At 40.8% G+C, this 14,856-nt stretch carries 12 protein-coding genes; 1 reads left to right on the forward strand and 11 read right to left on the reverse strand.

Going from position 1 to position 14,856, the window contains the following annotated elements; all coding sequences use genetic code 11:
- Nucleotides 1-39: 39 nt before the first annotated feature.
- The 5 genes from N7E81_RS00005 to N7E81_RS00025 all read right to left on the reverse strand — a co-directional run bounded on the left by N7E81_RS00005 (nucleotide 40) and on the right by N7E81_RS00025 (nucleotide 8,419).
- Nucleotides 40-1,059 (reverse strand): IS110 family RNA-guided transposase, encoded by a 1,020-nt coding sequence (locus N7E81_RS00005; protein WP_263051206.1) that lies wholly within the window; start codon nucleotides 1,057-1,059, stop codon nucleotides 40-42.
- A gap of 1,451 nt (nucleotides 1,060-2,510) precedes the next feature.
- Nucleotides 2,511-3,824, reverse strand: a complete 1,314-nt coding sequence (locus tag N7E81_RS00010) for a Fic family protein (protein WP_263051226.1) — start codon at nucleotides 3,822-3,824, stop codon at nucleotides 2,511-2,513.
- A gap of 264 nt (nucleotides 3,825-4,088) precedes the next feature.
- Nucleotides 4,089-5,864, reverse strand: a complete 1,776-nt coding sequence (locus tag N7E81_RS00015; RefSeq protein WP_263051227.1) for a toll/interleukin-1 receptor domain-containing protein — start codon at nucleotides 5,862-5,864, stop codon at nucleotides 4,089-4,091.
- Nucleotides 5,865-6,207: 343 nt separating this feature from the next.
- Nucleotides 6,208-7,248 (reverse strand): UDP-glucose--hexose-1-phosphate uridylyltransferase, encoded by a 1,041-nt coding sequence (locus N7E81_RS00020; protein ID WP_263051228.1) that lies wholly within the window; start codon nucleotides 7,246-7,248, stop codon nucleotides 6,208-6,210.
- Nucleotides 7,238-8,419, reverse strand: a complete 1,182-nt coding sequence (locus N7E81_RS00025; protein WP_263051229.1) for a galactokinase — start codon at nucleotides 8,417-8,419, stop codon at nucleotides 7,238-7,240. The genes N7E81_RS00020 and N7E81_RS00025 overlap by 11 nt, the downstream gene beginning before the upstream one ends.
- A gap of 112 nt (nucleotides 8,420-8,531) precedes the next feature.
- On the opposite strand from N7E81_RS00025, the gene N7E81_RS00030 reads away from it, so the two are divergent.
- Nucleotides 8,532-9,242 (forward strand): NUDIX hydrolase, encoded by a 711-nt coding sequence (locus N7E81_RS00030; protein WP_263051230.1) that lies wholly within the window; start codon nucleotides 8,532-8,534, stop codon nucleotides 9,240-9,242.
- Between the two features lie 21 nt (nucleotides 9,243-9,263).
- Here N7E81_RS00030 and N7E81_RS00035 read toward each other — a convergent pair whose 3' ends face one another.
- The 6 genes from N7E81_RS00035 to N7E81_RS00060 are packed head-to-tail and all read right to left on the reverse strand — an operon-like array spanning nucleotide 9,264 to nucleotide 14,844.
- Nucleotides 9,264-9,623 carry a response regulator gene (locus tag N7E81_RS00035; protein WP_263051231.1) on the reverse strand — a complete coding sequence of 120 codons (360 nt, stop codon included), beginning with the start codon at nucleotides 9,621-9,623 and terminating at the stop codon, nucleotides 9,264-9,266.
- Entirely contained in the window at nucleotides 9,620-10,456 is an 837-nt protein-coding gene (locus N7E81_RS00040; protein ID WP_263051232.1) for a CheR family methyltransferase, read from the reverse strand. Before N7E81_RS00040 ends, N7E81_RS00035 begins: the two co-directional genes overlap by 4 nt.
- Before the next feature lie 35 nt (nucleotides 10,457-10,491).
- Nucleotides 10,492-11,121, reverse strand: a complete 630-nt coding sequence (locus N7E81_RS00045; RefSeq protein ID WP_263051233.1) for a chemotaxis protein CheC — start codon at nucleotides 11,119-11,121, stop codon at nucleotides 10,492-10,494.
- Nucleotides 11,122-11,138: 17 nt separating this feature from the next.
- Nucleotides 11,139-12,947: a chemotaxis protein CheA gene (locus tag N7E81_RS00050; RefSeq protein ID WP_263051234.1), complete on the reverse strand. Its 1,809-nt coding sequence runs from the start codon at nucleotides 12,945-12,947 to the stop codon at nucleotides 11,139-11,141.
- Between the two features lie 12 nt (nucleotides 12,948-12,959).
- Nucleotides 12,960-13,985, reverse strand: a complete 1,026-nt coding sequence (gene cheB / locus N7E81_RS00055; RefSeq protein WP_263051235.1) for a chemotaxis-specific protein-glutamate methyltransferase CheB — start codon at nucleotides 13,983-13,985, stop codon at nucleotides 12,960-12,962.
- A 1-nt stretch (nucleotide 13,986) separates the two neighbouring features.
- On the reverse strand, nucleotides 13,987-14,844 hold the full coding sequence (locus N7E81_RS00060; RefSeq protein WP_263051236.1) for a chemotaxis protein CheW: 858 nt from the start codon (nucleotides 14,842-14,844) through the stop codon (nucleotides 13,987-13,989).
- Nucleotides 14,845-14,856 lie beyond the last annotated feature (12 nt).

Raw genomic sequence — 14,856 nt, forward strand, 5'->3', positions numbered from 1 at the left:
GGCGATATCTATGGTAAAAACAAGCGTATTGGTCTTTTTTTAATCCAATTTCTCTTGATAAGGAGTTCCTCTTTTTACTACGGCGACTACTCTATGGAGTAGTTTGTTTCTCACTGCATTGAGTGCACTCATTTTACTTTTCCCTTCTTCGGTTTTCCGAAGGTAATATCCTCGAAGTTCTTTGTGACATTTGATGGCATTCATCGCACACATGTGTAGATGAAATTTGAGTTGTTTGTTGGCAAAACTTGATGTGCCTGGACTGGCAAATATGCTGGTTCCACTACTGTATTCGAAAGGAGCTACACCGCAATAACAAGCCAGCTTTCGGTTGTCCAACATGCGAGTAAATCCTTCTGTATAAACGATCAGATCCACGGCCAAAACCTTGCCTACACTTTTCACCGAAGTGACCAATTCGTAGAGGGTCTTTAAGTGTTTATCTATCTGAATCAATTCGTCCATTTTGGCTTCAACTTTATCTAAAGATTTTTTTAACCCACTGATAGCTGACCTACTGATTCTTTCGATTTCACGTCCTGCTTTTGGGTCTACTTTGGTCAACTCATCTACAGCAATTTGCTGACTGTGTAAACTTTTTTGAAGCCTCATTCTGGTTTTCATTAGATCTTTGAGGCGGTTTAAGGTAGGATGTGAGAGTTTGACCAGTTTGGCATCACGTTGATGATCAAAAGCAAAATTGGCAATTCTTTCAGCGTCGATTTTGTCTGACTTACCCCTGATTAGTCCCATGCTTCTTTTGATGTGCAGGGAGGATTCCAGCCAAACTTTGCATCCTCTTTTGAGCAAATACTTGACAATGTTTCTGGTATAGATACCGGTATGTTCCATGCAGAAAAGGATGTCCTCACCACAGTCATTGCCATGTTGTTTAAGCCATCTTTTCATTTTCTGGAAGCCTTCGCTATCATTACTAAACAAGCCATTGTTGCACTTCATCGATGAGCTGTTAATCAAAGCCACATCAATACTCATTTTGCTAATGTCTATACCCACGATATGTGGGTAGAAGATTTGTTTAGGGGTGGTATTTTCCATAATTTCAATATTAAGTTCAAAACCTTGATGTTAGGGCATCTCGACGGATCGGGATCCCTGAATATCTATCTGAACATTTAACAATGGAAAGCAAGCCCTGAATCGCCCGATAAGTCTGGGTAACTTGGTTAGCGCGTAGTTCTGGCTTGCTTTCTTTTACTATTAAAAGTAAAACCTTTATTTCTTTGATTAATTATAGACAGGAAAGCTAAAGGTTAGGGCTAATTGCCGCACTGAACAAATTTCAATGCCAAACCACTTCACTGAACGTTTTAAGCAAAAAACTGATATTGAGCTAACAAGAATCGTTAATACTCCAAAGAACTACGTTCCTGAGGCGGTAGAAGCAGCAATTGAAGAACTAAACGCCCGAGAAAATGGAACATCGAAGTACATTGATCCTGAGGTAGTTCGAGAGGAACGAAGAAGGCAGTATGAACTTGACAACCCAACTAAAAAAACCAAGTCAAAACCCAGCTTTAGACTTATAAAATCCTTCATTCGACTAGTTAAAAGACCTGACACTCACCGGATAAGAACAACGACCAAGAACCGACTTTTACTAACCTTAAGGTTTTACTTTATCTCACTGTTATTGTTGCTGATTTCTGCAATTCCAACGATGATCTTAGAAGAGTTGGGAGTTTTCACAAGTCCTGATCAATTCAATGTAATCCCTGACTTTATTAATAACTCTTCTGACATATTTATCGCATCAATTCTGATCCCAATAATTGCTGGTGTCCTAGAGGAAACTAAATTTCGACTAGTACTTCATAAGTTCAATAAAAGGTATTTCGACATTTTCGTTTCTTTTTTTGCAAGCTATTTGGTAACGAGATTATTCGGCCGATACTTCTTAGCCTACACCGAATTCTATAGCAACCTATTGGTTCAATCGACTCTTATCTATTTGATTTTTTCCATACCCATTTACTTCTCACTCTCTCGGACTAACTCTCATTCATCATGGTTTGAGAACAACTGGAACAAGGTTTACAAGTATCTATTCTATGGACTTGCACTTTTATTTGCAGTTGCGCATCTACCAACTCTAGACTTAACTCTTGAACACCTAACTTTTCTGCCTTTAACGATCCTACCATTCTTTGTTTATGCGCTAACATTTTCCTACGTCCGAATAAGGATTGGATTTCAATACGCTGTTTTACTTCACTTTACTATCGACTTGATCATTTTAATGGGGAAAAACTAGCCCTAACAGACGCTGATCGGGCATTTGTCACCGTGCTTTCTGGCAGGTTTTAGTGAAACTCGCCCGTGAATCTGTCGCTGAGATACTGCGGTGCTTTCTACCGTCTTTAGTGCGCAGGAGCCTTAGACTTTCAGAACGCAGTGCCTCTCTTAACCGTTGTGAGCTTCGGCAGATTTCACTACTTTAGTGCTATTCACTAGCTGTTGGACATACGCCCGATAGCTGGCCGTTAGATTTAACTATCTAAATAACTTTCTACTTTTTCTTTACTTGATACCTTAAACACTATATTTCTCCCATCTTTCTCCTCCTGAATCACCCCTAATTTCACTAAATCATTAAGGTCTTTTCTCGCTGTTTGTCTTACAACATCGTGCTTGTTAGAATAAGCAGAGATATTCACTCTATTTGATTCTTTTGCATACAAATAACCTATCAAATCAGCTTGTCTTTTATGTAACCCCTTCTCTATTAATTTATATGCTATCAAATTTGCTTGGTCTCTTTCTTCTTTCTTTTTATCTCTATACCGAATCAAACTTTCAAAAGCTACTCTTAAACTTTTAATAGAGTATGTAATAAAGTATGTTAAGTCATTATCGTCATTTTCTGTTTTCAAGAAGGCTTTGTCATACTGTATACGAGAATCGAGAATAGCTCTAGAAATTGAAATATTCTTAATTAGACTATAATCATGCTTAATCAAGAACCAATAAAACAATGCTCGTGCGGTTCGTCCATTACCGTCCTTAAAAGGATGAATAAACCCTATCATAAAGTGTATAATAGCTGCCTTGACAATTGGATGTACAAAACTCTTATCTTCATTAGCAAATTGACATAGTTCTTCCATTAAATCATCTACCTGACTATGATCAGGTGGTGTGTGAGCTATTTCCCCGTCAACGTGATCTTGAACATAAATCTCACCATCTCTAAAAGCACCCGCACAGTCTTCGGCAGAAGTTTTAGCAGTCATAATCTTATGTAAATCAATAATAAATTTGATACTAAGGTTATTAGATATTTCTTCATCAATAAACCTTATTCCTCTAAGATTATTAAAGATCATTTGTTCCGATTCATTTCTCGGTTTCCTCCCTGATTTCAACATATCCCAAGCTACTTTAGTAGTAGTTGCAGCCCCTTCTATCTGCGAACTAGCTATGGCTTCCTCTAATAAGGAGTTTTTTAAATACTCTGTCTTTTCAAAATTTGTAATTGGGCTCTTATATAACCCTCCCACCATTTTTAAATCAAACTCATGCAGGCTCTTTTGAATTGATTCTGTCAAAAAATACTTAAAATCGAATCTACCAAAGGTTAATGTTTTATAATTTGAACGACGATTGAGTTTGATTAAAGCCCATGATTTAATCGGATCGAAAGGGAGGTCTTTTCGATATTTAACTTCATCCCAATAAAGATATCTAGAATCAACAGACTTAAAAAAAGCTTCAAACTTCTTAGAGAAGTAATCTTTAATTAATTGACTATCCTCAAATAAGGAGTTCTCAGTATCATGTGAAGGAGGATTTTCAAACTTCATAAGTTATAACATATTAAATTCACGTTCAATTTTAACATATTTAACATCAAAGAAAAAATAAATCTAACATTTTGTATGATATCATCCGTATTCGCTGCTAGAGGGTTTTAAGTGTTATAGAAACACCGCCAAAATTGTATTCTGATCTATTGGGAATCAAAAAAGGTAATAGATGAGAATACAGTTTTGGCTATTTTGATCATACCCCAAAAAATGGGACAGTGAGTTTAGTTCAGAAATAACAAAGAAAGTATAGATATCAACTCACTTCACAGCCCAAAGTTTCGCAGTACGATCGCTAGAGCCTGTGAGCACCTTGGTTCCATCTGGTGAAAAAGCCACATCATTAATTTGTCCCTTGTGCTGGGTGTACTTTTGTAGCATATCACCATTGAGTGACCACAAGATAGCGGTGTGATCTGCCGACCCAGTAAGCACTTTTTTGCCGTCAGGCGAAAAAGCCACTGCATTGACTCCCTTCGTATGTCCTACCAGCTTTTTATTTTTCCTATCCTTGAGCCTCCAGACACGAGCAGTCTTATCTCTCGATCCTGTAATGATAAATTTACCATCAGGAGAAAAAGCCACATCAGTTACCCAGTGTAAGTGACCAGAAAACTCTGCCACCATATTGCCCTTGAGATCCCACATACGTGCCGTGTGGTCATTGGAGGCCGTCAGGATGTTTTGTCCGTTAGGCGAAAAAGCCACCGCATTGACCCAGTCTCTATGTCCGCTAAACGACTGTACAAAAGTCCCATCGAGCTTGTATAGTCTGGCAGTCTTGTCGAAGGAGGCCGTGAGCACATACTGACCATCAGGAGAAAACACCACATCACTCACATGAAAACCATGGCCTGTAAATTCACCTATCATACGACCATTCACATCATACAGCTTGGCGGTCTGATCCCATGAAGCAGTTGCCATGCGTTTGCCATTAGGAGAAAAGGCTACCGATGTGAGCCAATCTTTGTGACCTTTCAATTCTTCTATCAAATTGCCTCTCACATCCCAAAGCCAAGCCGTCTGATCCCAACCTTTGGTAAGTATCCGACGACCATTTGGGTCTATGGCTACACTCAATACTTCTTTGGGCAAAGCATATTCCCTAATCAAGTAGCTCTTCGCCTTCACTTTGGCCGGGCGAACAGCTACTTTTTTGGTGCGTTCGGCAATGATGCGCTCTGCCTCATTGGCAAATTTACCATTAGGTGAAAGCCGAAGATAAACGCGGTAGCTCACCACTGTATTTTCCTCACTGGCTTCCTGCCAAGCCTGCTCGTCTTTGAGCTCTTCTATTCTGGCAAAAGCCAATTCTTTGTAAGCCCCTTTTGGATTTTCCTGAATATAAGCTTCTAATACAGGGATCGAATTGGCAATCAAGGCTTTCTCCCAACTGCTTGCCTCTTGTAAACTGTCCAATTTGAAAACTGCTACGCGTACAAACTTCCCTTCGGGATATGCGCTTAGGTATTGTTGATAACCAACCGCTTCATTTTTATTTATATACTCCTGCCAGTCTCTCAATTCTTCCGTACGGTTACGATGTAAAATAGACAGTATAAAAGCACTCCATATCACCACCAGCATGAGCGTAACGAATACAACTAAGTTTCTAAATATTCTATTAGACACCCGAATGGGTGGATGTCCAATCAGCTCATAAATATCGCTGAGAAGAATCTGAAAAGTCTTATGAGCCGTGTTTCCATTCCAATTAGAAAGGTTGGTATAGGTAGGTGATGGAATGGTATGTGTCTCCTGAACATCATCATAGACCAACGAAATCAGATTGTTTTTATTTAGCGCCAATTGGGCATGCGCCAAAATAGTCTCGTTGACCAAGGCAGCAGGAGACCAAAGTACGATAATGCAATGAGCACTTTTAAGCGCAGATGCAATTTGCGCATCAAAATGTTCGTCGTCAGCTATGGCAGATTCCCACCAAACCGACCAACCAAATTCTTCTAATGCTTCTGCCAGTTGCCTGGCTCTTCTTTTGTCTTCTGGAATATAGCTGATGAATACTTCTCGCAATGTTCCGATGTTGAGTTTAGAAAATCAAGTTAATTATTAATTGGGATAATTAGTGCTAAAACCAGCACCAGTACCTCCATCAACTCAATATTTTCTACATCTTAGTTAACTTTTTCTCCTATGTATGGTCATACATGAGAAGGAGTCACTCACATAGTAGATTATATCCTGACGTGATCACAAGCAAGTGGCATGAAAAGTAATGAGGAAGAAAAGACTAACTAACTTCTATAAAAACATTGGGAGGACTGGCTGCCATTAGCAAACAGCCAGTCACTTCCAAGTCTACGATTCCATTTGCACCGAAGGTCGGCCTAGTCATGTTTTTCAACAGTAACGAAGTCTATTTGGACAAATAGTGTGTTTCAGATTGTTTGTTGATCTGATCTGCAGCAAACTCTGGCGTGATGTCACGCTGTGGATTACCTAACATTTCGTACCCAACCATGAATTTTTTAACTGTAGCCGAACGCAATAACGGTGGATAAAAAGTCATATGCCATTGCCACTCTTCGTGCGCTTCTCCATCGTATGGTGCCTGATGAATACCCGCCGAATAAGGAAAAGAAGTCTCAAACAGGTTGTCATATTTGATGGTCAGATACCTGTAAGCCTCGGCCAATCCCAAACGCTCCGCTTCGGTCATTTCCGTAATGCGAGCCATTTTTCTTTTTGGCACTATCATCGCTTCGTATGGCCATACTGCCCAATATGGTACAAGTACAACCATATGCTCATTTTCGAAGATGATACGTTCTTGCTGTCCCTGCTCTTGAGCCAGGTAGTCGAGGAGCAAGCTTGCCCCGTGTTTTTCGAAATAATCGAGCTGCTGCTTTTGCTTCTTGGCTGGTTCTACTGGCACAGACTCCTGTGCCCAGATTTGCCCATGAGGGTGCGGATTGGAGCATCCCATTACCGCTCCTTTGTTTTCAAATATTTGAATATGGTTGATAAAATCTAGTGCTCCTATTTCATCACATTGCTCTATCCATAGGTCCACTACTTTTTTGATCTGATTGGCTTCCATTTCTGGAATAGTGAGGTCGTGACGTGGCGAAAAGCAAATCACTTTGCAGACACCTCTTTCGCTTTTGGACTGGAGCAACCCGCTCTCAAATCCACCCGACGGGATATCTGACTGCAACGCCGCAAAATCATTGGTAAACACAAATACATCCTTGTAGTCTGGGTTTTTTTCACCACCTATACGCTCATTGGTTGGGCAGAGGTAGCACTTTTCGTCGTAGGCAGGTCTGCGATCTACCGACAGTTTTTCTACCTGTCCTTGCCATGGACGTTTGGATCTGTGAGGCGATACCTGTACCCATTCGCCCGTCAGAATATTTAGTCTTCTATGCGAATGATCGTTTGCATTAAATTCCATTGTTGATAGCTTCTTTATATAGACCTACACCATCTCCTATCGCTACGCGGTAGATTTTAGTGTCTATCCCTGCTGTTCCCTTATACCCTTTCACTACTTGATCTATAACGTGATCTACAGCCTCTTTCTGAATCAGGTTAATGGTGCATCCACCAAATCCTCCTCCCATCATTCGACCACCGATGTGCCCATCCAGCTTAGTAGCAATATCGATCAGTATATCCAATTCCTTGCAGCTCACTTCATAGTCGTCGCGCAAGCCAGCATGAGTTTCAAGCATGATCTTGCCCACTGTTTTAATGTCTCCTGCTTGCAAAGCATCACAAACAGCTTGCACTCGGATATTTTCTTCTATGGCATATTTACATCTTCTATAAACTACTTCTTCCATGTCTGATTTGGCTTTCTCCAAATCCTCTAGCGAAGCGTCTCTTAACGATTGAACGGATGGCTGAATGGCTTGAATGGCAGCTACACCTGCTTCGCACTGGCTGCGACGAATGTTGTATTGAGAGTCGGCAAGATTGTGTTTTACATTCGAGTCGAACAACACCAGCTCATAGTCTTTGAAGTCAGCTGGATAATATTCGTAAGCCAAACTTCTACAGTCTAGCTTCACTACATGTCCGTCTTTGCCCATACAACTGGCAAACTGATCCATAATACCACATTTCACTCCGGCAAATTTGTGCTCTGCCTGCTGTCCCATTTTAGCCAGAGCAGTTTTTTCTACTTCGATATCAAACAATTGGCTCAAAGCCATACCAAACCCACACTCCAATGCTGCAGATGAAGACAAACCCGACCCCATAGGAATATCGCTAGTAAACATGAGATTGAACCCTTCTAACGAATGCCCTGAAAGACGAAATTGATCGATCACACCCAAGAAATAATTGACCCAGCCTTGCTCTACTGGCTCAAGTGTATCTGATATGTCGAAGGTATAAGAATCATCCAAATCAACTGATATCAACTTGGTTTTAGTCGTACCACTCTTCTGAATATATATATATACAGCCAAATCGATGGCTGCTGGCAATACGAATCCATCATTGTAATCGGTATGTTCTCCGATGATATTGATTCTACCTGGGGCACGAACCACCAATGGTTCATTGCCAAAGTTTTCTACAAACGTGTGACTTACGTCTTCCCTATTTCGTCCCATGGAAATATCTTTTAATTATAAACGTAAACTTAACGCTTATTATGTAATTTACAATTGTATTTTATACAATTAATAAATTAAGCGATTAAATTCGCCTATTATTCCAATCTAAATGACAGACGAAAGTACTTCAAGCTATATAGTTGCTCAGCCCATTTTAGTGGCTGTAGACAACGTCATCTTTGGTTTTGATGCTGAGACAGAGAGATTAAAAGTACTTTTATTCAAAAGGAAAATAGAACCATTTGCAGGTCAATGGTCGCTAGTAGGAAGTTTTGTACAACCCAACGAGTCTGCCGTAGTGGCTGCTTCTCGTATTCTTACGGAATTTACTGGACTGGAAAGTGTGTTTTTAGAGCAGCTACATTGCTACAGTGGTGTAGATCGAGATCCAGAAGACCGCGTAATTTCCATAGCCTATTACAGTCTGATCCAGCTACAAAAATACAGAGAGGAATTGGTAGAAAAACACCAAGCGGCTTGGTTTGAGATCAATAATGTGCCTGATTTGGTTATAGACCACAGGCAAATGGTGTCCGATGCGCTCATCAAACTACAAGACAATGCTCGTAGAAGACCGATTGGGTTTAACTTACTCCCTCCTAAGTTTACCTTGCCACAGTTGTTTAAACTATATCAAGAGATTTATCAACAAGAAATTGATGATCGAAACTTTAGAAAAAAGATATTGGCCACTGGTTTGTTAGAAAAACTGGATACCAAGGACAAAACCACTTCTAAAAAAGGCGCCTTTCATTATCAATTCAACAAGGCCAAGTATCAGCAGTATGAAACTGAAGGATACGACATTCTGTTTCATTAAGCCCATACTCAGCCTTATCGTTTACATCACTCTGTTTACTACAGTGATGAGATCCTCGGACGTAAATGGCTTTACTATGTACTCTGAAGCTCCCAGTTCGATGCCCTCATTGATCACGGACTGCTGTCCTACAGCACTCACCATGATAACTTTGGAGGCGATTCCTTGATCCTTAAATACTTTTAATATATCAGTACCAATCATATCTGGCAAAATATTGTCGAGCGTGATTAAGTCTGGATTCAATTCCATAGCAAGGTCTATCGCCATTTCACCATTGGGTGCTTCACCAACGATCTCATAGCCTTCGGCTTTCAATGTATCTTTGATCAACGTACGCATGTACATGGAGTCGTCTACTATCAATACTTTTTTGCTCATCTTACTAATTTTATATTTTTCCTTTTTTTATAAATTCTTGTTTTCACATCAAATACTTCGAACATCTTCTTGCCAGCTTCGGGCATAATATCATAATACCCTATGACTAAGAACCCCCCGTCGTTGAGACTATTATAAAAGAGCTCTAATACTTGAATTTTTAATTTCTCATCGAAATAGATCATTACATTTCGACAAAAAATAATATCATGTTTGGTCAGCATCGAATCGTGCACCAAATTGTGCCGTTCGAAAATAACATGACTTTTATAAGCTGATTTGATGGTGGCATGACTTTCATTGAAATTAAAAAAATCAGCCAATTTTCTATTAGGGTAAAACGCCAAAAATGGCTTGAGATACTGCTCCACTATGATGAGCGAATAATCCCCAGCTCTGGCTTTTTTCAACGCGATAGAACTTAGATCCGTCGCTATGGCCCTAGTCTTTTGCAGCATACCCTTTTCCTCTAATACGATGGCCATGGTATACACTTCTTCTCCTGTAGAGCAGCCAGCATGCCATATATTGAGCCTCGGTTTGGCTTTAAATTGATCGAGAATTTGATCTCGGATCACAATCCAGGCATCTGGGTTTCTGAATAACTCAGTCAGATTGACCAACAGGTCGTCTATTCCTTTTTCAAAAAATTCTTTGTCTTTGATGATTCTAGCCCACAGCTCCAGCATAGAACTCATCTTATGCTTCATCATCAGACGAACAATACTCCTCTTCAAGGACTTTTTTTCATAATTAGTAAAGTCCAAGCCATACCTGTTTTTCAAGGCCTGCATCAACGCATCTAATTCTTCATCCGATATATTATCTATCACGCTTGTTGTGGTTTACACACTATTTTTTAGTTTGATTATACTAATTCCTTAGCCAATATTTGCTCTGCGTTGGCTTTCACTTTTTCTATAAAACTCTCTTGTAATAGCCACACAAACTCTGGAGCCACACCCAAATGAGGAATACTAAAAATAGCACGAAACTCTACTTTTGACTTGTACACCACAGACTCTGCCTGAATGTACTTATTTACTTCATTGGCTTGCATCACGTGCAACGAAGGCACGTTGCCATATATTTCCAAATCCAGAAAATTAGCTAACTGTGTGATGACAGAACCAGCTACCATATTGTCGATCTCCGTGAGATACTCCAATTTCATCAAGCGAGTTTCTGGATTGTTGTTGAGCAATATTTCTTCGGGCAGACCTGCATTCTGAATCTTTTGCACTTCACTTTCTGAAAAGATCAAATGACAAAAGCCTTTGAGGTCGCCTACTAATTCTGTTTTTAGCAAATGTGTTTTGCTATCGGCTTTAGTGCAATACTGCGGTACATCAGACACCGTTTCAAGAGAGGTGGTGATGCTTTTGAGGGTAGCCTCCGAGCGCAAGATACTCTGGAAGGCAGTGGCCGCCTTTGACAATCCAAATTCTAGTAATTTGTTGGCTGCGCTGGTTTCCCTTTCTGTCAAATTATTAAACATGATCTGTGAGTTTATATCTAATTTTCACTTTCTACTGATTTCTGAGCCAATGTTTTAAACATTAGATCTGAGATGGTGGTCACGTCTATGACCAAACAAACTTTGCCATTACCCAAAATGGTGGTTCCACTGAGGAGCTTAGTTTTTTCTAATGGAGGTACCATAGATTTTTCTATGATTTCCTTTTGCTGAAGCAAACGATCGACTACCATGCCTAGCAGCTTGCCTGCATACGAGAGTACGATCACATCCAATTTTACATCTTCTTCGATCGCCTCAAAACTCTGGTGCAAAACACCTTCTTTCTGACAATCTGCAAGATTTTCAAGATTGACTATATCTTTCAAAAAGATGATCGGTATGGTCTGATCGAGGTATTGCGCCATCAGTCCATCCGTAATCCTGTGGATGTCGCTCTTGGCTAAAGATACCACTGCTTCGGTATAAGACAAGGCTACCGCATACTCTTGTTCGCCTAGTTCGAAGAGCAGTGCTCCTTTTAGGGCCATAGATGAAGGCAAGTTGAGCTTGATCGTAGTGCCCATGCCTACTTCAGTATCTACCTTGATCTGGCCTCCGATAGACTCTGCCGCTTTTTTCACCACATCCATCCCTACACCTCTACCAGAAATTTCGGTGATTTTTTCAGCATTAGAAAAGCCTGGTTCGAAGATGTACATAATCACTTCATCGTCGGATAGGCTTTGTGCTAGTTCTTTGCTGGCCAGCCCTTTTTCTACGATTTTTCTGCGAATGATTTTGGCATCTATGCCATTACCATCATCGCCTACTTCTATGACTACATTATCTTTCTCATAATGAGCACTGAGAATAATAGTGCCTTTATCTGGCTTTCCTTTGCCTCGCCTTTCTTCACTACTTTCTATTCCATGACTCACGGCATTTCGCACTAGGTGAATCATGGCATCACTCATGATTTTGAGTATGTTTCTGTCTATTTCACATTCGGTACCTTGTAGGACCAAACTCACCTGTTTGCCTTCGATGGCGGCTACATCTCGTATGATTCGGTGAAATTTATTGAACAAAAAGCCCACCTGAACCATACGGGCATTCATGACTCCATACTGCAGATCTGAAGTGATTCTTTGTAGACCTTCGAACTCTGAGGTTCGCTTACCATCTACACTATTGAGTGTGATTAGTCGATCTCTTTCGATGATAAGCTGTCCCACCATGGTCATGAGTTCGTCCATTTTTTTGACTGGAATCTGGATCACATCAGTAAATGTGATCTCCGATTTCATTGCCTGAAGTTTACTTGCATCGACCGATGGACTGCTGGCTTCTTTTTCTTTGATGAAATCCATCATTTCCTGACGATCTTCATCTTCTGCTGCTTGTACTTTGGCTTCGTTGGATGTTGCAGTCGCTGATTCTTCGTTTACCGCTTTTTGTTCAGGGTTTACTTCTGTGGCCTTGGTATGTTTTTCTAAGAGTACAAATAGTTTGGTTTTGATACCCAAGTAGGCCACTTTCTCACCTGTACTTAGTGCACCAATCAATGCACCCAATTTGTCATTGGCCTTAAAAAGGCTATCAAACAAGTCTTTGTTGAGCGCCATATTGCCTTGCTGCACAGCACCCATTACATCTTCCATGACGTGGGTCAGCTCAGCGATGTCATTGAACCCCATCCCCATCGCATTGCCCTTGAGGGTATGTACGATTCTAAAGATGGAATTGATGGCATTCAGGTCTGAATGATCGTTTTCCAGATCGGTAAATAAGCGGTTTAATTCTTCGAAATTCTCCAGCGCTTCGGCATGAAAGAGTTCTCTATATTCTGCTTCTTTGGACTTCAACGTTTTCCCTTTTTATAAACTATTGACTAAAAAACTTCCGATTTCTTTGATATCGATTGACTTGTCAATCGCTCCACACTGCACCGCTGCTTTCGGCATCCCATAGATGACACTCGATTTTTCATTTTGTGCGATGGTGTATCCTCCAGCCTCCTTGATGGCCTTCATTCCTTCTACTCCGTCTTTGCCCATACCCGTCAGGATGACTCCTAATGTCTTGGCGCCGTGTACAACAGCTGCAGAGAGCATAATCGAATTGATCGACGGATTGTTGTATTCTCTAAACTGTTGCTCCGTAAAATCGAGCTTGATTTTTTTCCCTTTTTTAGCCAAAACCATATTGCCAGATCCTGGTGCGATAATGACCGTACCGGCCATAGGCTCCATATTTTTGGCACCCACTACTACATTGAGTGGACTCAGTTTGTTAAGCCGTTTTACGAATGGGGCTATAAAATTAGTAGGCATGTGCTGGCCTATGATCACTGGCACGTTGAGGTTGGATGGTAGCGACACAATGATTTCTTCGAGCGCACTAGGCCCTCCTGTAGAAGCGCCTATGACAATCAGATCGTATTTGCTATTACCATCAAAAGTATGCTTATTCGTATTTCTTGTAACCGCTTTTACTGCCATTGGCTTGGCACGTGTCACACTTCTTATTTTTTGGATCAACTCATCCTCAATCAACCTAATCTTGGAATTGCCACGAGAAGGCTTGTTGAGATAATCCACGGCTCCTTCTTGCAAAGCATCAAATATAGGCTGCAAGTTGGTGTTGCCCACGGAGCTCAAAATCAGGATTGGTAGCGGAGCTTCCTTCATGATGTTTTTCACGGCATAGATACCATCGTACTCACCCATGTTCATATCAAGCAACAACACATCAGGCTTCAGCTCTTTCACTTTTTCTAATGCATCCTTACCGTCGATAGCTGCACCTACGACTTCCATACCTTCATTTTCAGACAGGATATCTGATATCAATAGGCGCATAAAGCCTGAATCGTCCGCTATGAGTATCCTCGTTTTAGTCATATCAGTTGCCGTCTTTTACAGACTCGGCAATTACCCTTACTTCGTCGCTTTCTATTAGCTCTATGATGTCGAGTAGGATAATCATCCCATCTTCGTTTTTGATCAACCCTTTGATAAAGGTCTCGTCCAAAACGGTATTGTTCATGATACCTGAAGAACTTTCGATAATATCTCCTTGTACCTTGAGTGTGGTAGGTACCTCGTTGACCAATATACCTGCTTTGAATCGTTCGTTTTTGATCACTAATGTGAACAGCTTTTCTTTGATGTCTTCTTCGGACTTAAACAATTCAAATTTTTCTTCCAAATCCATTATCACCATTACCGAACCACGGATATTGGCAACCCCTTTCATATACTTAGGTGCTCGTGGCAACTGAGATACAGTGGGTGCTGGTACAATTTCTTTGACTTTGTCGATCTCTAGTGCGTATCTCTCACCTCCCAACCTAAATACAATCAACTGAATGCTTTTGCCTTTGAGCTGTTTGATCTCTTGGTCGTATTTGGCCTTGAGTCTGTTGCGTTGTTCCATCTCCTCTTTGGTAAGGAAGTTGGCAGGCAACACTCTTTTGGCTTGGGTCAGAATCGGAGACTCCGCTACTGCAGCTACTTCGAGTACCTCTACTTTGCTCTCTACTGGGGGCTTGGCTGCTGTAGGTTTGACAGATGTCTTCTTGCTTTTAGTTGCCGCCTTTTTTACCACAGGTTCTTTCACTACTTTTTTTGTCTTGGGCGCAGCTTTTTTAGCTGGCTTAGACGCAGTCTTCTTTACAGCCTTTGTCTCCACTGCCTGCTCCTCCTTTTTGGGCTTGGAGGGGATCAACTTGTCTTTCTTTACGTTCTTACCTAAAGCCATTAGCGCTGTGAT

This window comes from Reichenbachiella carrageenanivorans (assembly GCF_025639805.1).
In the GTDB taxonomy this organism is placed as follows: Bacteria; Bacteroidota; Bacteroidia; order Cytophagales; family Cyclobacteriaceae; genus Reichenbachiella; species Reichenbachiella carrageenanivorans.

Excerpts from the sequence above, each read along its gene's own strand:
- N7E81_RS00060 (WP_263051236.1), bottom strand. The coding sequence starts at position 14,844 with ATGGCTTTAGGTAAGAACGTAAAGAAAGACAAGTTGATCCCCTCCAAG.
- N7E81_RS00030 (WP_263051230.1), top strand. The coding sequence starts at position 8,532 with ATGACAGACGAAAGTACTTCAAGCTATATAGTTGCTCAGCCCATTTTA.
- N7E81_RS00025 (WP_263051229.1), bottom strand. The coding sequence starts at position 8,419 with ATGGGACGAAATAGGGAAGACGTAAGTCACACGTTTGTAGAAAACTTT.
- N7E81_RS00010 (WP_263051226.1), bottom strand. The coding sequence starts at position 3,824 with ATGAAGTTTGAAAATCCTCCTTCACATGATACTGAGAACTCCTTATTT.
- N7E81_RS00005 (WP_263051206.1), bottom strand. The coding sequence starts at position 1,059 with ATGGAAAATACCACCCCTAAACAAATCTTCTACCCACATATCGTGGGT.
- N7E81_RS00035 (WP_263051231.1), bottom strand. The coding sequence starts at position 9,623 with ATGAGCAAAAAAGTATTGATAGTAGACGACTCCATGTACATGCGTACG.
- N7E81_RS00020 (WP_263051228.1), bottom strand. The coding sequence starts at position 7,248 with ATGGAATTTAATGCAAACGATCATTCGCATAGAAGACTAAATATTCTG.
- N7E81_RS00045 (WP_263051233.1), bottom strand. The coding sequence starts at position 11,121 with ATGTTTAATAATTTGACAGAAAGGGAAACCAGCGCAGCCAACAAATTA.
- cheB (WP_263051235.1), bottom strand. The coding sequence starts at position 13,985 with ATGACTAAAACGAGGATACTCATAGCGGACGATTCAGGCTTTATGCGC.